17 protein-coding genes are annotated in these 18,398 nt (G+C 68.7%); 11 read left to right on the forward strand and 6 right to left on the reverse strand.

Annotation, left to right across the window (positions count from 1 at the left end; translation table 11 throughout):
* Window positions 1–314 precede the first annotated feature (314 nt).
* On the forward strand, window positions 315–653 hold the full coding sequence (locus AC3WON_RS21305; RefSeq protein ID WP_492352696.1) for a hypothetical protein: 339 nt from the start codon (window positions 315–317) through the stop codon (window positions 651–653).
* 23 nt (window positions 654–676) lie between these two features.
* Here AC3WON_RS21305 and AC3WON_RS21310 read toward each other — a convergent pair whose 3' ends face one another.
* A complete protein-coding gene (locus tag AC3WON_RS21310; RefSeq protein WP_492352697.1) occupies window positions 677–1,426 on the reverse strand; it encodes an SDR family oxidoreductase in 750 nt (249 codons plus the stop codon).
* A gap of 263 nt (window positions 1,427–1,689) precedes the next feature.
* On the opposite strand from AC3WON_RS21310, the gene AC3WON_RS21315 reads away from it, so the two are divergent.
* Complete coding sequence (locus tag AC3WON_RS21315; protein ID WP_010814051.1) at window positions 1,690–2,460, forward strand: ferredoxin--NADP reductase; 771 nt, start codon at window positions 1,690–1,692, stop codon at window positions 2,458–2,460.
* Between the two features lie 84 nt (window positions 2,461–2,544).
* Here AC3WON_RS21315 and fumC read toward each other — a convergent pair whose 3' ends face one another.
* The gene (fumC, locus tag AC3WON_RS21320) at window positions 2,545–3,951 is read right to left on the reverse strand and encodes a class II fumarate hydratase (protein WP_492352698.1); all 1,407 of its coding nucleotides are present in this window, start codon (window positions 3,949–3,951) and stop codon (window positions 2,545–2,547) included.
* 135 nt (window positions 3,952–4,086) lie between these two features.
* Here fumC and AC3WON_RS21325 point away from each other — a divergent pair, with 135 nt between their 5' ends.
* Window positions 4,087–4,977 carry a LysR family transcriptional regulator gene (locus AC3WON_RS21325; protein WP_010814049.1) on the forward strand — a complete coding sequence of 297 codons (891 nt, stop codon included), beginning with the start codon at window positions 4,087–4,089 and terminating at the stop codon, window positions 4,975–4,977.
* On the opposite strand, the gene AC3WON_RS21330 is transcribed toward AC3WON_RS21325, so the two are convergent.
* Window positions 4,974–5,324 carry a four-helix bundle copper-binding protein gene (locus AC3WON_RS21330; protein WP_010814048.1) on the reverse strand — a complete coding sequence of 117 codons (351 nt, stop codon included), beginning with the start codon at window positions 5,322–5,324 and terminating at the stop codon, window positions 4,974–4,976. The genes AC3WON_RS21325 and AC3WON_RS21330 overlap by 4 nt on opposite strands.
* Before the next feature lie 322 nt (window positions 5,325–5,646).
* Between AC3WON_RS21330 and AC3WON_RS21335 the strand changes: the two genes are divergently transcribed.
* Window positions 5,647–6,021, forward strand: coding sequence for a hypothetical protein (locus AC3WON_RS21335; RefSeq protein ID WP_010814047.1), 375 nt, complete (start codon window positions 5,647–5,649; stop codon window positions 6,019–6,021).
* 18 nt (window positions 6,022–6,039) lie between these two features.
* Here AC3WON_RS21335 and AC3WON_RS21340 read toward each other — a convergent pair whose 3' ends face one another.
* Entirely contained in the window at window positions 6,040–8,031 is a 1,992-nt protein-coding gene (locus tag AC3WON_RS21340) for a sensor domain-containing diguanylate cyclase (protein WP_492319316.1), read from the reverse strand.
* Window positions 8,032–8,260: 229 nt separating this feature from the next.
* Between AC3WON_RS21340 and AC3WON_RS21345 the strand changes: the two genes are divergently transcribed.
* From AC3WON_RS21345 to AC3WON_RS21360, 4 genes are all read left to right on the forward strand, one after another.
* A complete protein-coding gene (locus AC3WON_RS21345; RefSeq protein WP_492352699.1) occupies window positions 8,261–11,527 on the forward strand; it encodes a bifunctional diguanylate cyclase/phosphodiesterase in 3,267 nt (1,088 codons plus the stop codon).
* 163 nt (window positions 11,528–11,690) lie between these two features.
* Window positions 11,691–12,785, forward strand: coding sequence for a putative 2-aminoethylphosphonate ABC transporter ATP-binding protein (locus tag AC3WON_RS21350; protein ID WP_492352700.1), 1,095 nt, complete (start codon window positions 11,691–11,693; stop codon window positions 12,783–12,785).
* A complete protein-coding gene (locus tag AC3WON_RS21355; protein ID WP_492319313.1) occupies window positions 12,782–14,509 on the forward strand; it encodes a putative 2-aminoethylphosphonate ABC transporter permease subunit in 1,728 nt (575 codons plus the stop codon). Before AC3WON_RS21350 ends, AC3WON_RS21355 begins: the two co-directional genes overlap by 4 nt.
* A gap of 62 nt (window positions 14,510–14,571) precedes the next feature.
* Window positions 14,572–15,600 carry a putative 2-aminoethylphosphonate ABC transporter substrate-binding protein gene (locus AC3WON_RS21360; RefSeq protein ID WP_492319312.1) on the forward strand — a complete coding sequence of 343 codons (1,029 nt, stop codon included), beginning with the start codon at window positions 14,572–14,574 and terminating at the stop codon, window positions 15,598–15,600.
* 82 nt (window positions 15,601–15,682) lie between these two features.
* On the opposite strand, the gene AC3WON_RS21365 is transcribed toward AC3WON_RS21360, so the two are convergent.
* Window positions 15,683–16,006 (reverse strand): PadR family transcriptional regulator, encoded by a 324-nt coding sequence (locus AC3WON_RS21365; protein WP_492319311.1) that lies wholly within the window; start codon window positions 16,004–16,006, stop codon window positions 15,683–15,685.
* Window positions 16,007–16,522: 516 nt separating this feature from the next.
* Between AC3WON_RS21365 and AC3WON_RS21370 the strand changes: the two genes are divergently transcribed.
* The 3 genes from AC3WON_RS21370 (at window position 16,523) to AC3WON_RS21380 (ending at window position 18,096) form a co-directional block, all read left to right on the forward strand.
* Window positions 16,523–17,452: a DMT family transporter gene (locus AC3WON_RS21370; protein WP_492352701.1), complete on the forward strand. Its 930-nt coding sequence runs from the start codon at window positions 16,523–16,525 to the stop codon at window positions 17,450–17,452.
* A 76-nt stretch (window positions 17,453–17,528) separates the two neighbouring features.
* Window positions 17,529–17,783, forward strand: a complete 255-nt coding sequence (locus AC3WON_RS21375; RefSeq protein ID WP_492352702.1) for a type II toxin-antitoxin system RelE family toxin — start codon at window positions 17,529–17,531, stop codon at window positions 17,781–17,783.
* A complete protein-coding gene (locus AC3WON_RS21380; RefSeq protein WP_492319308.1) occupies window positions 17,767–18,096 on the forward strand; it encodes a helix-turn-helix domain-containing protein in 330 nt (109 codons plus the stop codon). Before AC3WON_RS21375 ends, AC3WON_RS21380 begins: the two co-directional genes overlap by 17 nt.
* 22 nt (window positions 18,097–18,118) lie before the next feature.
* Here AC3WON_RS21380 and AC3WON_RS21385 read toward each other — a convergent pair whose 3' ends face one another.
* Window positions 18,119–18,382 (reverse strand): hypothetical protein, encoded by a 264-nt coding sequence (locus AC3WON_RS21385; protein WP_010814037.1) that lies wholly within the window; start codon window positions 18,380–18,382, stop codon window positions 18,119–18,121.
* Window positions 18,383–18,398 lie beyond the last annotated feature (16 nt).

Consider the following 18,398-nt stretch of genomic DNA (forward strand, 5'->3'; position numbering starts at 1 on the left):
AGGCCGGGCGGAAGCCCGTCGGTCTGGGGCGTGAACTGGCGCGCACTGCGGCGCATTTGCCATCGAAGCGTAGCCCGATCCGCCAGACCTGCCCACCCCTTGATATGCTGCAGTGCAGCATGGATCGACCGGGTCGACGCAGCCATCAGGGTTTGCGGGCGATTGTCCATGTGGCTGGACACTGAATCTGGCTGCGGCCCGTCTGGCGCCCAACCGCAACAGGGTATTGCTTGCGCTGCGGCTTGCAGTGTGCGCGGGGATGGGCAATGATGCGAGCCGGACCTTCAACTGGCCTACTGCGCCCCCCGTTTGCCATGCACCGCTCGTTGCGTCGATGGCTGTGCCTGCCTTTGCTCTTTGCCGGCGCCAGCGCCCCTGCCCAGGACCTGGTCGAATGCAAGCGGATCGAGCACGACCAGCTGATCACCGCCTCGCAGGAAACGCTGCTGTTCCTGCGCTGCCGTGCGCGCCAGGTCGCGTATGAAGCGCCGCGCCTGAAGGGTGTTTCGCAGCGCCTAAAGGACGACCTGGTGTTCGCCTGCCTGGACCAGGCCGACGCCGTGGAGCACCAGCTGCGCGTGCGCCACGGCTACTCGCGCGACACGCTGGCGCGCCAGCGCTGCGAACTGTCCTTGCCGGCGCCCGGGGGCTGACTTCTGGCCCGGCGGGCAACGGCTCAGGCAAAGCCCCCGTTCACCCGCACCACCTGCGCATTGACCCACGCCCCATCCGGCCCGGCCAGGAACGACACTGCCGCGGCAATGTCCTCGGGCGTGCCCAGCCGCTCCAGCGGCGCCACTTTGGACAGCTGCGCCACCTGCTCTTCCGATTTGCCATCGAGGAACAGCTCGGTCGCGACCGGCCCCGGCGCCACCGCGTTGGCGGTGATGCCGCGCCCGCGCAGCTCGTTGGCCAGGACCCGCACCAGCCCTTCCACGCCTGCCTTGGCTGCGATATAGGGACCGTAACCGGGGAAAGAACGCGCGATCACGCTGGTCGACAGCGCGATGATGCGTCCGCCCTGGCCCAGCCGGGCGGCGGCCTCGCCCAGCACCAGGAAAGCGCCGCGCAGGTTGGTGGCGATGGTCTGGTCGAAGGCGTCCAGGCTGGCCGGCGCAAGCGGCGCCATCTGCATGATGCCGGCGCTATTGACGACCACGTCGAGCCGGCCGAACGCCCGCTGCGCGGCATCGAACAGCCGTGCCACGTCTGGCGCGTGCGCCACATCGCCCTGGATGGCGATGGCATTGACGCCGGCCTCGCGCGCCGCCGCCACTGTCTCTTGGGCCCGGGCGGCGCTGCCGGCGTAGCCAATGGCGACGTCGAAGCCGTCGGCGGCCAGCCGCAGCGCGATGGCGCGGCCGATGCCGCGGGAGGCGCCGGTGACGAGCGCGGCGCGGCGGGAAATAGCTGGGGTGAAGGTCATGGCAGTTTCCTTGGGGAGCAAAGGGAAGATGACCTCATGATGGATGTTGGCTGTCTTTGGATAAATGTGCGGAAATAAACTTTATTAGCTAAAATTTCTCAACAATATCTGGCGTGCCGCATGCGCCGCACCGCATTGCACATCCGGGAAATCCCGCGCTGGCGTTGCAGGCTCCGCCTGCGCCGCCCCCAAGCATGCGTTAAGATTCTTCCTTTCCAGCCGTCTTTGGCGCTGCATCCTGCCGCTGTATCCCGCGTTTCGCCATGAGCAACCTGAACCAGCAATCCATCCTCTCCGTCCATCACTGGACCGACACCCTTTTCAGCTTTACCTGCACGCGCGACCCTGGTTTTCGCTTTGAAAATGGCCAGTTCGCCATGGTCGGGCTGGAGGTGAACGGTCGCCCGCTGCTGCGCGCCTACAGCATTGCCAGCGCCAACTATGAGGAAACGCTGGAATTCTTCAGCATCAAGGTGCCCGACGGCCCGCTGACCTCGCGCCTGCAGCATCTGCGCGAGGGCGACCAGATCTTCGTCGGCAAGAAGCCGACCGGCACGCTGCTGGTGGACAACCTGCTGCCCGGCAAGACGCTGTGGCTGCTGGCCACCGGCACCGGCCTGGCGCCGTTCCTGTCGATCATCCGCGATCCGGAGGTCTATGAGCGCTACGACAAGGTCGTGCTGACCCACACCTGCCGCTTTGTCGAAGAACTGGCCTACCGCGAGCTGATCCAGGAACACCTGCCGCAGCACGAGCACCTGGGCGATCTGGTGCGCGAGAAGCTGGTGTACTTCCCGACCGTGACGCGCGAAGAGTTCGATAACCGCGGCCGCATCACCGACCTGATCGCCTCGGGCGAGCTGTTCGAGCGCCTGGGCGTGGAGCCGTTCTCGCTGGAGAACGACCGCATCATGCTGTGCGGCAGCCCTGACATGCTCAAGGACGTCCGCGCCATCCTGGAAGAGCGCGGCTTTGCCGAAGGCAATATGAGCCATCCTGGCCATTTCGTGCTGGAAAAGGCCTTCGTCGGCTAAGGCCGGCCTGCCCCGGCGCGGATCGGTTCCGTGCCGGGGCGCATCCCTGCTGTACCCCCCGCTGTACTCCCGCTATACCTCCCGCTATACCTCCCGCGTCATCCCCTTCAGGTCGATCCACTCGGCAAACTGCGCCTCGGTGACATGCCCGGACGCGATCGCCGCCTCGCGCAGCGACAGGTTGCGCTTGACCGCCAGCTTGGCGATCTCCGCGGCCTTGTCGTAGCCGATATGCGGGTTGAGCGCGGTCACCGGCATCAGCGAACGCTCCAGCAGTTCGGCGATGCGTTCGCGGTCGGCCTCGACGCCTTCGACCATATGCTCGGCAAAGCTCGACGCGGCGCCCGCCAGCAGGCTCACCGACTGCAGCAGGCTGTAGATGATCACCGGCTTGTAGGCGTTCAGCTCCAGCGTGCCCAGCCCGTTGGCCAGCGTCACCGTGGTGTGGTTGCCGATCACGCGGCAGCACACCATTGCCAGCGCCTCGGCCTGGGTCGGGTTGACCTTGCCCGGCATGATCGATGAGCCCGGCTCGTTGGCCGGCAGCACCAGCTCGGCAAAGCCGGCGCGTGGCCCTGAGCCCAGCAGCATGAAGTCGCGCGCGATCTTCAGGAACGACGAGGCCGTGGTGCTGAGCGCGCCGGACAGGTCGGCCAGCGCATCGTGCGAGGCCTGCAGCGCATAGCGGTTGGGCGCGGGCTCGAACGGCAGGCCGGTGTAGTCGGCCAGCGCGCGCGCGAAGGCCGCGGCGAAGCCGTGCGGGGCGTTCAGGCCGGTGCCCACCGCGGTGCCGCCCTGTGCCACCGGCATCGCGCGCAGCATGGCCTGCTGCAGGCGCGACTGCGCATCGGCCACCTGCGTCATGTAGCCCGAGAACTCCTGCCCCAGCGTCAGCGGCACCGCATCCTGCAGGTGGGTGCGGCCGACCTTGACGATATCGGCAAAGGCTTCCACCTTGCGCGCGAAGGTCTGCTGCAGCTGCTCCAGTGCCGGCAGCAGTTGCTGCTGGATCGCGCGCGTGGCGGCGATATGCATCGCGGTGGGGAAGCTGTCGTTGGAGGACTGGCTGGCGTTGACGTGGTCGTTGGGATGCACCGGCGTCTTGCTGCCGACCTTGCCGCCCAGCAATTGAATCGCGCGGTTCGCGATGACCTCGTTCAGGTTCATGTTGGTCTGCGTGCCGGACCCGGTCTGCCAGACCGACAGCGGGAACTCGTCGGGCCAGCGGCCTTCGATGACTTCGGTCGCGGCTTGTTCGATCGCGTGCGCCAGTTCGGGCTTGAGCACGCCAAGCTCAACATTGGCGCGCGCCGCGCACAGCTTCAGGACGGCAAAGGCCTCGATCAGCGCCGGCGGCATTTTCTCGTTGCCGATGCGGAAATTCTGGCGCGAGCGCTCGGTCTGCGCCCCCCACAGGTGATCGGCGGGCACGGGCACGTCGCCCAGGCTGTCTTTCTCGATGCGGGTGGCGGCGGTGGACGGGTCAGACATGGGCAGACTCCTATGCAAGGCAGCGGACGGTTGGACCGGGTGGCTTGGTGCAGTCCATTAGAATACCGCTTCACCGCGGCCGGCGCCCACGCGCCCGCCGCCCTTGCCTTGCCCTTAGCGACATCCCTCGGCCGCATGCTCATCGCCCAGCTCAAGTCCTTCTTCATGGTGGCCCGCATCGGCAGCGTCACGCAGGCCGCCAAGCGCCTGGGCCTGTCGCAGCCCACCATCACCGCGCAGATCCGTGCGCTGGAAGAAGCCTACGGGGTCGAGCTGTTCCACCGCGGCGGGCGCCGCCTGGCGCTGTCAGACGCGGGGCTGGCATTGCTGCCGCGCGTCGAGGCGCTGGTGCAGCAGGAAACCGAGATCGACTTCTTCCTGCGCCATTCGGGCGACCTGCGCACCGGCAGCCTGCGCGTGGGCGCGACCGCGCCCTACTATGTGCTGGAGCTGATCCGCGGCTTCAGCGAGCGCTTTCCCGCCATCGATGTCAGCGTGGTGACGGGCAATTCGCAGGAGGTGCTGGAAGCGCTGCAGGAATACCGCGTCGATATCGCCACCTCGTCGCAGCGGGTGGACGACGCGCGCCTGTCGCGCGTGCTGCTGGGCGTGGACCCGCTGATGCTGGTAGTGCACCGCACCCATGCGCTGGCCGGGCACACCGAAGTGGCCGTCAGTGCGCTGGCGGGTTGCCGCCTGCTGATGCGCGAGCTCGGGTCGACCACGCGCATCGCCACCGAAGACATGCTGGCGCAGGCGCGCGTGAGCCCCGCCGCGCAGATGGAGATCGGCAGCCGGGAGTCGATCCGCGAGGCCGTTATCCGCAATCTGGGCGTATCGGTGATCGCCCGGCACGAGGTGCCGAGCCATCCGGACCTGCGCGTGCTGGGCTTCACCGATGCCTCGCCCTGCCTGCACGAGTATCTCTACTGCCTGCGCGAGCGGCGCGGCGCCAGGCTGATCGATGCCTTCGTCGCGCTGGCCGAGCCGCCGCAGGGGCGGCAGGAATCGGGCGCGGACCGCTAAGCCGTCATCTTCAGGCACTGCTCCATGCAGGCTGCGCAGGCGCGGGCGCATTCCTGGCAGTGCTCGTTGTCATGGTGCTCGCATTCCTCCTTGCACCACTTGCAGACTTCGGCGCAGTCTTCGCACACCAGCGTCGCGAACTCGCTGTTGCGCAGCATGTAGGACGCGGCCAGCTGGGCGATGCCGGCGCAATCCATGTCCAGCGCGATGCAGCGCGCCATCTTGCGCACGTCCTGTTCTTCCAGGCAGGCCGCGGCGCACTTGAGTGCGGCAGCGGATGCGGCATTGCAGGCGGCAATGCAGTCGGCGTAGCGGGCGGCGTTTTCCTGCACGGTGGGTCGGATCATGGAACGTCCTCCTTCGGGGGTAGGTGGATGGGACCAGCATGCCCACGGTGCCGGAAGCGGCGCATCCGCACGTGCACGGGGCATCGTTATCCACAATAGCAGGCGCTGCCGGTTCCTGTCGGCCCGGTATTTGCTGCGCCCCGCTGGTTACAATGCCAACTGAGCGCAGCAGATCGGCGACGGCGCGCACGCAGCGCCGCCGTCACCTGCGACCATGGCCGGGCACCACCGGCCCGCATTGCGCATCTAACAGGCACGGTCCGGCCGCACTGGCGGGGCCGATGCAAACACACACCGGCAGCACGGGGAAGGAAGGCACATCATGGGCGAGGCAAAACGGCGGGGAACCCCCGAGGAGCGTGCGGCACAGGCACGCGCAAAGATCGAGGCCTTGCGCCCCGCCCAGCTGGTCTGCGGGCACTGCAAGACCGCGTTCGCGCAATTCGACGCGCTCGACGTGCCGGGCCTGCCCGGCATCGATGCCGTATTCGGCGGCGAATGCCCCGGCTGCGGCAACGACGTGGTGGTGTTCAAGGGCGCGCCCGATGCGGTGGCCCAGGCCATGATCGCGTGGGAGAAGATGCTGGGCGCCGATGCGCAGCTGGGCTACCAGTCCAGCGATGGCCGCCACGTGCCGTTCGAGCCCGAGGGGGCCGGCGGCGCGGCGTCGGACAAGCCCGGCGGCACCATCCACTGAGCCCCCGGCCGGGGCCGCCTACTGCGGGCTGAGCTCGCCCGCCAGTTCCGGCGGGCCGATCTCATAGCGCCCGCGGCCCGCGCCCTTGGCGCGGTATAGCAGCACGTCCGCCAGCCGCATCAGTTCGCGGTCCTGCGCCGGGCCGCCGTTGTAGAGCGCCACGCCGATGCTGACGTCCACGTCGGCGGATACGCCCTCGAAGTCGAAGGGCTCGTCCATCGCCTGCAGGATGGCCTGCGCCACGCGGCGTGCCGCGGCGGGCTGGGTCATGTCTTCGAGCACCACCGCGAACTCGTCGCCACCCAGCCTGGCGACGGTGTCGCGCTCGCGCACGCAGCGGCGCACGCGCTGGGCAAAGGTCTGCAGCAGCTGGTCGCCGGCGGCGTGGCCGTGGATATCGTTGACGGCCTTGAAGCGGTCCATGTCCAGGTACAGCAGGGCCATCAGCGTGCCATGCTCGCGGCTGCGCACCATCGCCGCGTGCAGCTGGCCCTCGAAGGCGCTGCGGTTCATCAGCTGCGTCAGGTGGTCGGTGCGCGACATGCGCGCCAGGCGTTGCGTCTCCAGCTTGCGCTGCGTGATGTCCTGCACGTGGATATGCACGCCCACCACCTCGCCGCCGTCGGCGCTCCATTCCGGGCGCAGGCTGCTCTCCATGCAGTGGTATTCGGGGTCGCTGTCTTCGGTTTCGAAGGTCACCGCAGTGCCCGCCAGCGCGCGCTGCATGAAGGGCTGCACGCGCGCGTAGCGGGCCTCGCCCAGGATTTCGCGCACGTGCCTGCCGCGCAGTTCCTCCGGCTTCAGGCCGAAGACACGTTCGTAGGCCTGGTTGTTGAACACATAACGCTCATCGGTGTCGATAAAAGCCAGCAGCGACGGCAGCGTGTCGGTCACCGCGCGCAGGCGCCGTTCGCTGCGGTCCAGCGCCTGGCGGCGCTCGCGCACGTCGCGCATCAGCTTGATGAAGGCGCGCGTCAGGTCGCCGATCTCGTCGCGCTGCTGCCGTGTCGGCAGCCGCTCGAACGCGGACAGGTCGTTGGCGCTGGCCTGCACCACCTTGTGCAGGCGCGCCAGCGGCGCCAGCTGGCGCCGCACCGCCAGCCAGATCAGCAGGGCCACCGCCGCCATGGCCACCCCGGCCATGCCCAGGAAGCGCTGCTGCATCTGGTGCAGCGGTGCGTAGGCCTCGCGCGCGGGCAGCAGCGCCACCAGTTCCCAGCCGGTGCTCGACATCAGGTAGCGCGCGATCACCGGCCGAGCCGGCGTGAGGAATTCCAGCGGCGCGGGGCTGTCATCCTCGCCGCAGGTATCGGCCACGGCCAGCGCCGGCTGGCGCGCCTGCGCGGGATCGGGATGGCGGATATAGACCGGCTTGGGGCCGGCCGATACCAGGCAGTAGTAGCCGGTGGTGCCAAGGCGGTTGTGCAGGATCTCGACCAGGAAGTTGGCGCTGGACAGGTCCAGCCAGCCGCCCACCAGGCCGACGAAGGTCCGGTTCGGCGTCAGCACCGGCACCGCCACCATCACCCCCATCTGGCCGTTGGTGCGCGAGCGGATGGGCGGCGACACCACGGGCGCGAGCGAGCGGGCGGCCTCGCGGAAATAGCTGCGGTCGCCAACCTCCGCCCCGCTGCCGCGGTTGCTGACGATGTTGCCCTGCATGTCGGCAACCAGCAGCGCGTTGAACGCGGCCGGCACCGGGATCGCTGCGGACAGCGCATCCAGCGCCCGCTCGCGCACCGCGGCGGCCTGCGCGCCGTGCGCCTGCGCCAGCAGGCCGCTGAGTTGCGCAGCCTGGTGCGACAGCAGCACGATGCGGTCGTTCATGGCGGTGTCGAGCTGGCTGGCGGTCAGCTTGACGACGGAGTCCTGCTGGACCTGCAGCGCATCGTGCAGGTCGCGGTGGGCATCGTACAGGGCGGTCAGTACGATGCCGGTGCCGAACACCGCGGCCAGCACGGTGGTGATGATCGCAATGCGCGCTTTCAGCGTGGGTGTGTAGACGGGCATGTAGGGCGCAGTTGGGGCGCCAGTGGCGCGGACTGTCGCGTACTTGTGGGGCATCTCCGGTGCAACCCTAACATACCCTGCCGTAGTGGGGCATGCGGTCTTTCCCCCGAACGGGTTCATCCCCGGCGGGGGTGTGCGGGCTGCCTGTGCCACGGTATAGTCCCCGGTTAATGCGAAGGCACGTCCACGCAGACGGCATGCCCCTGCTGCATGCCGGAACCGATCGACCATGAGACTGACTTCGCTTTCCCCTGCCCTGTTGTCATTGCTGGTCGCGGCCGGCGGCGCGCTGTTGACGGCAGGGGCATGGCTGCAGGCGGAGCGGCTCGAGCGCCGCGAGGCGCAGCAGCATTTCGACGCGCTGCTGGGACAGGCCGGCAGCGCGCTGCGCGAGCGCATGCTCGAGAACGAACGCCTGCTGCGCGGCGTGGCCGCCGTGCTGAGCGCCAACCCCGACACCTCGCGCACGCAGTGGCGCGACTATCTCTATACCGCCCAGCTCGACGACCTGCCCGCGGGCACCCAGTCAATCGGCTACGCGCCGCTCACGCCGTTGCAGCGCGTGCCGCGGCTGGTGCAGGCCGCCCGTGCCGACGGCCTCGCCGATTATGACATTCATCCCGGCGGCAAGCGCGACCTGTACGCACCGATCTTCTATATCGAACCGCTGGACGGGCGCAACACGCGCGCCGCCGGCTTTGACATGCTGTCCGAGCCGACGCGCCGGGCGACGCTGGAAGCCGCCCGCGACAGCGGCGAACCGCGGCTCACGCCCGGCCTGGCACTGGTCCGCGAAACCGAGGCGGCGCAGCGCCAGCACGGCGCGCTGGTATTCCTGCCGGTCTACGCCGGCGAGGCGCCGGTCAGTACGGTGGCGCAGCGGCGCCAGGCGGTGCTCGGCTATGTCTACGTGTCGCTGCGCCTGGGCGACCTGATGCGCGCAGTCGGCGCCCCGGCGGCGGCGGAACTGGAGCTGTCGCTGTATGAGGGCTCCCCGGCCGCTCCCGGGCCGATGCTGTCCGGCGGGCCGACCGAAGGCGAGCGCCGCGAGGACGGCAGTGCCGCGCTGCTGCAGGGCGAGCGCCAGCTCCAGTATGGCGGGGTCACCTGGACGCTGCGCGGCGCCACGCGCCCCGCTTTCGAAGCCGCGCATGGCCCGCGGCAGGCGTACCTGGTGCTGGCCGCGGGCACGCTGGCCACGCTGCTGCTGGCGTGGCTCGCCCATGCACTGGCACGCCAGGGCCGCGCCGCGCGCCAGCGTGAAGCGCAGGCCGTCCATGCCTGGGAAGATGACAACGCCATGCTGCAGGCGTGCATGGCGCAGTCGAACGACGGCTTCCTGCTGGCCGATGCACAGGGCGTGGTGGTGCGAGCGAGCGAGCGGGCAGGGCAACTGTTCGGCGCCGATCCCGCGGCACTGGCCGGGCGCAGCCTGGACACCCTGGTTCCCGGCGCCACCGGCGTAGTCCCCAGCGGCGCTGCCGCAGGGGCCGAGGCCCACCGTGAACTGGCGGGCGTGCGCGCTGACGGCAGCCGCTTCGCGCTGCGTGCCAGCGCCGCGCGCCTGCCCGCGGCCGACGGCGGCACCGCGCATTGGCTGTGGGCGGTCACGGACCTGGAGCCGGAACGGCGCGCCCAGCAGGCCGCCACGGTGCAGGCCGCGCGCTATGCCGGGCTGCTCGACCATGCCGCCTTCTGCGTGATCACCTTCGATGAGGACGGGCTGATCACCGGCATCAACGCGGCTGGCCAGCGCATGCTCTGGTACAACGCCGCGGAACTGGTCGGCCGCATGCACATGACCGGCCTGCATGTTGCCGACGAACTGGCCGACCATGCCCGCGTGCTCAGCGGCGAGCTGGGCGAGCCGGTGCCGCCGGGACTGCCCGCCCTGGTGGCCAAGGCACGGCTTGGCCTGACCGACGAGCGCGAATGGACCTGGGTGCGCAAGGGCGGCTCGCGCATGCCGGTGCAACTGGCGGTGTTCGCCCTGCCGGCGCCCATCGAGGCTCCGGCCGCTGACGCTGCGCCAGCCGGGCCCGCCGATGGTGCCGATGGTGCCGATGGTGCCGATATGCCCCGCTCCGCGCCGTCGCCTGGCTACCAGGCCATCGGCTACGACCTGACCGAGCGCCGCCGCGTCGACGAATACATCCGCCACCTGGCGCTGCACGACCCGCTGACCGGCCTGCCCAACCGCGCCGAGCTGAGCGAGCGCGCGCAGGCGCTGCTGCTGCACGCGCGCACCCACGGCGAGCGCGTGGCCCTGCTGCTGCTCGACCTGGACCATTTCAAGCACATCAACGACTCGCTCGGCCACCCGGTCGGCGACGACGTGCTGCGCACCATGGCCGACCGCCTCAAGGGCGCGGTACGACAGGGCGACCTGGTGGCGCGCATGGGCGGCGATGAATTCGGCGTGGTGCTGGGCGGCCTGCGCCACGACAGCGAAGCCGAGCTGATTGCCGCCAAGATCCAGGCGCGCGTCAATGAAGAACTGCAGGCCGGCGGCCAGCGCCTGCGCGTGACGCCATCGATCGGCATGGCGATCTTTCCGGACGATGGCGATAGCCTGACCGAGCTGCTCAAGGCTGCCGATTCGGCTGTCTACGCGGCCAAGCACGACGGGCGCGCACAGTTGCGCCGCTTTGCCAGCGCCATGGCCGAGGCCTCGCTGGCGCGCTTCACCATCGAAGGGCTGCTGCGGCGCGCGCTCGCCGGCGATGAGTTCCGGCTGCGCTACCAGCCGATCGTCGATGCCGCGACCCTGGCGATCACCGGCGTCGAGGCGCTGATTACCTGGAACACCCCGGAACGCGGCGCCATGCAGCCGGCCGAGTTCATCCCCATCGCCGAGCAGAGCGGCCTGGTGGCGCCGCTGGGCGAATGGACCCTGGCCACCGCCTGCCGCGAAATCCAGGCCCTGCGCCAGGCGCTGGGCAGCGAGATCGAGGTCGCGGTCAATATCTCGCCACTGCAGCTGCGCCAGGCCAACTTCCCCGATACCGTGGCGCACTGCCTGCAGCAGGCCGGCCTGCCGCCGCAGGGACTGGTGATCGAGGTCACCGAAGGCATCCTGGTCGACGGCGGCGAGACCACCATCGAGACCTTCCGCCGGCTGCGCGAGCTGGGCGTGGGGCTGTCGATCGACGACTTCGGCACTGGCTACTCCGGGCTCAATTACCTGACCCGGCTGCCGATCAGCCGGCTCAAGATCGACAAGTCCTTTGTCGACGACGTGGCCACGCCCGGCCACGACCAGGCGGTGGCCGCGGCGATCATCGCGCTGGGCCACCAGCTGCACCTCAAGGTGATTGCCGAAGGGGTGGAGACGGCGGCGCAGTTCGAGTTCCTGCGGGCGCAGGGGTGCGACGGGCTGCAGGGGTTCCTGTTCAGCCAGGCGGTGCCGCACGAGGTGCTGCGGGAGATCCTGGAAAAGGGGATTCGCGTGCCGACCCCCACGTCTGCGGGCGCCACGGCGCTGCGCGAGTCCTGATCGTCCAGGGGCATCATTTATAACTTGCCGGCGTGCATGCGCCGCTGCCCCATCCCAAATCCCCCGATACCTCCATCGAAATACTTTGCCGATCTGCCACACGGCTGGCATCTGCGCTGCCTATGCTGGCGACCGATTCAACTGAGATTGCGGAGATTCGGTGATGCAGGCAGGCAAGTCCGGGGAGGGCCGGGCATTCCTGGCGGTGGAGCAGGTCAGCAAGCGCTTTGGCAGCTTCGTCGCGCTGGACGGCGTGTCGCTGTCGGTCGGGCAGGGGGAGCTGCTGTGCCTGCTGGGCCCGTCCGGGTGCGGCAAGACCACGCTGCTGCGCATCATCGCGGGACTTGAGCGCGAGGACGCAGGGCGCATCCATGCCGGCGCGCGTGAACTGACCGGCCTGCCGCCGCAGGCGCGCGACTACGGCATCCTGTTCCAGTCCTACGCGCTGTTTCCCAACCTGACCGTGGCGCAGAACGTGGCCTATGGCCTGCATGGGCGCGGCATGGGACGCACGCACCGCGACGCGCGCGTGGCCGAGATGCTCGACCTGGTCAGCCTGGCCGGCAGCGAGCGCAAGTTCCCGGGCCAGCTCTCCGGCGGTCAGCAGCAGCGCGTGGCGATGGCCCGTGCGCTGGCGCCGGCGCCTTCGCTGCTGCTGCTGGATGAGCCGATGTCGGCACTCGACGCGCGCGTGCGCGAACACCTGCGGCTGGAGCTGCGCCAGCTGCAGCGCAGGCTGAATATCACCACCGTGATGGTCACCCACGACCAGGAAGAGGCCATGACCATGGCCGACCGCATTGCCGTGATGGACGGCGGGCGCATCGTGCAGGCCGGCACTCCCGCCGAAATCTATGAGCAGCCGGCGTCGGCCTTTGTCGCCGGTTTTGTCGGGCAGGCCAACTGGCTGCCGGGGCGCAGCGCGCAGGCGGGGCGCTTCACCGTTGGCGAGGGCAGCCAGGCCGTCGAATTCCTGGTCGACACGCCGCAGCCGGCGGCATCCGCCGGCCGGCTGTGCTGCCGCCCGGAAGCGGTGCGGCTGGACCCGGATCCCGCCGAGCCCAACCGGCTGCTGGCGCGCGTGGTCGACCAGACCTACCTCGGCAACCGCTACCGGCTGGCGCTGGAAGCGGACCGCCTGCCGGGGCTGGCCCTGTTTGCCGACGTGGCGCGCGAAGCTCGGCACCGGCTGCCCGATGCGGGCGGCCACAAGTTCTGGATTGCGCTGCCCGCGCGGGCGTTGCGGGTGTTTGCATGATGCGCGCGGTCACTGTCGTCCTGCCCGCGGCTACCCAGGCAGTATCGCCGCGCGGCACCGGCCTGGCCTCCCGGCTGGCGCACGGTGCCCCCGCCGCGATGAAGTGGCTCTGGCTGGCCGGGCTGGCCGTCGGCCTGCTGCTGCCGTTGCTGGCGCTGTTCCGCCAGGCGTGGTTCGATGCGGCGGGGCAATGGGCGCTGGGCGCGCGCATGGCGGCGCTTGTGACCAGCCCCAACTTCCTGCCGATGCTCGGCCGCAGCGTGGCGGTGTCGCTGGCGGTGGTGGCGCTGGTGGTGCCGCTGGCATTTGGCTTTGCCTATGCGCTGCAGCGTTCCTGCATCGCACTGCGGCCGCTGTGGCGCGGCATTGCGCTGTTGCCGCTGTTTGCGCCGTCGCTGCTGCCGGCGATCGCGCTGGTCTACCTGTTCGGCAACCAGGGCATCTTTCGCGGCGCCTTCGGGCCGGGCGGCATCTATGGCTTCTGGGGCATCGTGCTGGGCGAGGCCTTCTACACCTTCCCGCATGCGCTGATGGTGCTGGTGGCGACATTGTCGCTGGCCGATGCGCGCCTCTATGAGGCGGCGCGCGCGATGGGCGCCAGCCCGTGGCGCACCTTCTGCACGGTCACGCTGCCGGGCGCGCGCCAGGGCCTGTTCGCCGCCGCCTGCCTGGTGCTGACGCTGGTGATCACGGACTTTGGCGTACCCAAGGTGGTGGGCGGCGGTTATCCGGTGCTGGCGCTGGAAGCGTACAAGGCCGTGGTCGGGCAGCAGCAGTTCGACCGCGGCGCGCTGATTGGCATGCTGCTGCTGGCGCCCGCGCTGCTGACCTTTGCCGTGGACATGGCAATGCAGCAGCGCCAGCGCACGCAGATGGGCAGCCGCGCGCAGGTGTATGTGCCGGCGCCCGCGCGCGGCCGCGACAGCGCGTGCCTGCTGCTGGTGGCGCTGGTCAGTGCCGCGCTGCTGGCAGTGATCGCCACTGCGGTGGGCGCGTCGCTGGTCAAGCTGTGGCCATACAACCTGGGCCTGACGCTGGCGCATTACGACTTCGACAACATGGACGGCGGCGGCTGGCTGGCCTACCGCAACAGCCTGAAGCTGTCGGCGCTGACCGCGCTGGCGGGCACGGCGGCGATCTTCCTGGGCGCCTGGCTGACGCTGCGCACGCGCGGCCCGGCCTGGCTGCACGGCGTGCTGCGCGCGGGCTTCCTGTTGCCGATGGCGGTGCCGGGGCTGGTGCTGGGCCTGGGCTATGTGTTCTTCTTCAACGCGCCCGGCAATCCGCTGCACGCGCTGTACGGCACCATGGCGCTGCTGGTGCTGTGCAACGTGGCGCACTGCTACACCACCGGCCACCTGACCGCGGCCGCGGCGCTGCGCCAGCTCGACAACGAGTTCGAGGCCGCGGCGCTGTCGCTCGGGGTGGCGCCGCTGGTGACGTGCTGGCGCGTGACGGTGCCGGTGTGCCTGCCGGCACTGCTCGATATCTTCCGCTACCTCTTCGTGTCGTCGATGACCACGGTCTCGGCGGTGATCTTCCTGTACAGCCCCGACACCGTGCTGGCGGCGATCTCGGTGCTGAACATGGACGATGCCGGCGACACCGCGCCCGCTGCCGCGATGTCGACGCTGATCCTGCTGACCTCGGTGCTGGCGGCCTTGCTGCTGCACGCGGTCTCGGCCGGCTGGCTGCGCCGCGCGCAACGCTGGCGCGCCGGCTGACCCTTGCCCGCTTCGCCGTACCCCTGCATTCCGGAACACTGACCGAACCCAAAGGAGAAACCATGTCCCGCATCACCAACCTTGTCGCGGCGCTTGCCGCCGCGGCCGCCCTGCCGATGCTGGCCGGCAATGCCAGCGCCGCCACCGTGCTGACGGTCTATACCGCGCTCGAAGCCGACCAGATCGCCGCCTACAAGACCGCGTTCGAGAAGGTGCATCCCGATATCGAAATCAAATGGGTGCGCGACTCCACCGGCATCGTCACCGCCAAGCTGCTGGCGGAAAAGGCCGCGCCGCGCGCCGATGCGGTGTGGGGCCTGGCCGGCTCCAGCCTGGCGATCCTGGACAAGGAAGGCATGCTCGACCCGTATGCGCCGAAGAACCTGGCCGCGATCGATGCCAAGTACCGCAGCCCGGCCAACCCGCCGGCATGGGTCGGCATGGACGTGTGGGGCGCGGCGATCTGCTTCAACACCGTGGAGGCGCAGAAGCAGGGCCTGCCCAAGCCGACCTCGTGGGCCGACCTGACCAAGCCGATCTACGCGGGCAAGGTGGTGATGCCGCACCCGGCCTCGTCGGGCACGGGCTTCCTCGATGTCAGCGCCTGGCTGCAGATGATGGGCGAGCAGAAGGGCTGGCAGTACATGGATGCCCTGCACAAGAACATCGGCCTGTACACGCACTCGGGCTCCAAGCCGTGCAAGATGGCCGCGCAGGGCGAGTTCCCGATCGGCATTGCGTTCGAGTACCGTGCCATGAAGTCGAAGAAGGAAGGCGCGCCGATCGATATCGTGCTGCCTGGCGAAGGCCTGGGCTGGGACATCGAGGCCACCGCCATCGTCAAGGGCACCAGGAACCTGGACGCCGCGCGCAAGCTGGCTGACTTCTCGGCCTCGCGCGAAGCGATGGCGCTGTATGAGAAGAACTTTGCCGTGCTGGCCGTGCCCGGCATTGCCAAGCCCGATGCGCTGCTGCCCGCCGACTACGAAAAGCGCCTGATCAAGAACGACTTCCGCTGGGCGAGCGACAACCGCGACCGCATCCTGGCTGAATGGAGCAAGCGCTACGAAGGGAAGGCGGAGAAGAAGTAAGGCACAAGGCGCGCCTCGCGGCGAGGAGATGGCCCGCAGAAACGGGTACGCTCCCCGCGCCGCGGCAGCCGCGCTGGCCGGATCAGGCCTGGCGCGGCACTTCGTCGGTGGCCGGCTGGCCGGCGTGCAGGCGGCGGTAGAGATCGTCGATGCGCTGGCGGCTGGCCTGCAGTTCTTCGCGACCGCGCTCGGTCAGCAGGTAGACCCGGCCGATGCCGTCGCGCAGCACGCTTTCCAGATAGCCTTCCATTTGCAGGGCGCGCAGCAACGGGCGCACTGAACCGATATCGACCTGGAAGCCGTATTCCAGCAACATGTCGGCAAGCATGGCCACTGTAGCCGGGACTTCGAGCGCAAATTGCAGGACGTAGACGCGGGCCAGCAGGCCCAGGAACTGTCGTTTCATGTGGACTGGCAACGCGGCAGGCGCCGCGCCGGTTGACGCAGGCGGCGTCCGGAGCTCGGTGTTTGCAGGCGTTGTGATGCCGGCGGCGCGGCAGCCTGTCATCCTGTTGGACTGGTGCGCATGCGCCTGATAAGGCGCATTTTACCCTTTGGACAAAAAAGAAGCCGCCAGGAGCCCTGGCGGCTTGTCGGGAATGCGTCGGAGGGGTCAATTAACTCTGGCGCAGACCAGAGTTTAATTTAATCGAAGGCGGCTTGTCACGCCTCGGTAACAGCGCCCCCTCCAGCGTGGGGTGATGATGAAAGGCTCTGTAAGAAAAGTGACGAGTTTGCGCGACATTGTGCGGAGAACGGCGCTCAAAAATGTTGTAAATCAGTCAACACCACTTGGATTCCTGCCGGAAAGCGGGTCGCCATCGTGGCGACGGCGGGGCACAGGTCCGAATCCGGCTTGCGGTATGCGCCGCACAGGCGTCAAATCGCGGCAACCTTCAACCCGCGCCTCCCGGTTCCCCTGATGAAACCCGCCGATCTCGCCCGCTTGCTTGCCCTGGCCGCCATCTGGGGGGCCAGTTTCCTGTTTATCCGCATCGGCGTGCCAGTGCTGGGACCGATGCCGACCGCCTTCGCCCGGGTGCTGATCGGGACGCTCACGCTGGCGGCATGCCTGCCGCTGCTGAAGCTGCGCTGGGATTTGCAGGGCAAATGGCCGGCGGTGCTGGCGCTTGGTGTGGTCAATTCCGGTATCCCGTTTGTCATGTACGCCATCGCCGCGCTGTGGCTGCCGGCCGGTTATTCGGCCGTGTTCAATGCCATGACCCCGCTGATGGGCGTGCTGATCGGCGCGCTGGCGTTTTCCGAACGGCTCACGCGCGCCAAGGCCGCGGGCGTGCTGCTGGGCGTGGCGGGCGTCGCGGTGCTGACCCGCACCGGACCGGTGGCGTTCTCGGCGGACGTGCTGCTGGGCGCGCTGGCCTGCCTGCTGGCCACCGCCTGCTACGGGCTGTCCGGCTTTCTCGCGCGGCGCTGGATCACGCAGCGCGGCGGCCTCGACAGCCGGCTGGTTGCCGCCGGCAGCATGGTCGGCGCCACCGTGTTCCTGCTGCCCTTCTGCCTCGCCGCGCTGTGGCGCCACAACACGCTGCCCGCTGCCGGCGCCGGCGTGTGGGCGGCCATGCTGGGGCTGGGCGTGCTGTGCACGGCGCTGGCCTACATCCTGTATTACCGACTGATTGCCGACCTGGGCCCGGTGCGCTCGCTGAGCGTCACCTTCCTGATCCCGCCGTTCGGCATCGTCTGGGGCGCGCTGTTCCTGGGCGAGGCACTGTCGTGGGCGCACGCGGCGGGTGGCGCGCTGATCGGGGTGGCGGTGTGGCTGGTGTTGCGGCCGGTGGCGGGGGTGGAGCAGGGCGTCAGTCCGGCAGCTGGTGTAGCGGTCAAACGTTGAGCTCCTCCGGGTAAGAATAAACTTATATTCATTGCCATAGTGTCTTTGTTGCCTATAATTTTCTTATATTCGAGTGATGAACTCGATATATTGGGCAACGAAGGCCACGAGGCAAGTCCGAAAGCTCGACAAGCCAATGCGCGTCACGATCCTTGATGCGATTGAGGGATTGGGGCATATGCCGAACTGCCAATATGTCAAAGCGCTAGCCAACCATGCCTATGGCTATCGGCTCAGAGTCGGCAACTACCGGGTGCTGTTCGACTGGGACGGAGCGATACGAATCGTGGAAATACAGGAAGTGAGAAAGCGGGATGAACGCACCTACTAACATCCAGACGATCATCGGGCCGGATGGCAAGCCGGCGTTTGTCGTGATTCCCTATGGGGACTACGTCTCGCAATATGCGCGCGCCAGTGATCTGGTTCCGCATGCGGTCGTGCGTCGCGTGCTAGCCGATGACGTGCCGCCTCTGCGCGCCTGGCGCGAGCATCTTGGCCTGACCCAGGCAGACGTCGCAGTGCGCCTCGGCATTTCACAGCCAGCCTATGCGCAGCAGGAGAACAGCACCCGCCTGCGCAAGACCTCGCGTGAGCGCATTGCCGCCGCACTCGGCATCACTGCAGCGCAGCTCGATATCTGAGCCAGGACGCCAGGCCACTGACTCAGGCCTGTGCCGCCGTGCCCGCCGCCACGTTGTACTGCTCGCGCACCATCATCACCACGCGGCGCGCCTGGCGCAGGTGACGCACTGCGTCGGCTTCGCTGCGTTCGGGGAAGTCGACTTCGGCGCTCCAGTTGCAGCCGGTGTGGTCGGGCCGGTGCACGCAGACCGCGCGCAGCTGGCAGTCGTGGCAGCCGGGCTCCTGCCGCAGGCACAGGTTGATCAGGCGTTTCAGTTCGGACAGGGGCTTGTTCAGGCGCTCCATGGATGGCTCCGTCAGG

The sequence above is a fragment of the Cupriavidus sp. FW305-46 genome (genome assembly GCF_058787075.1).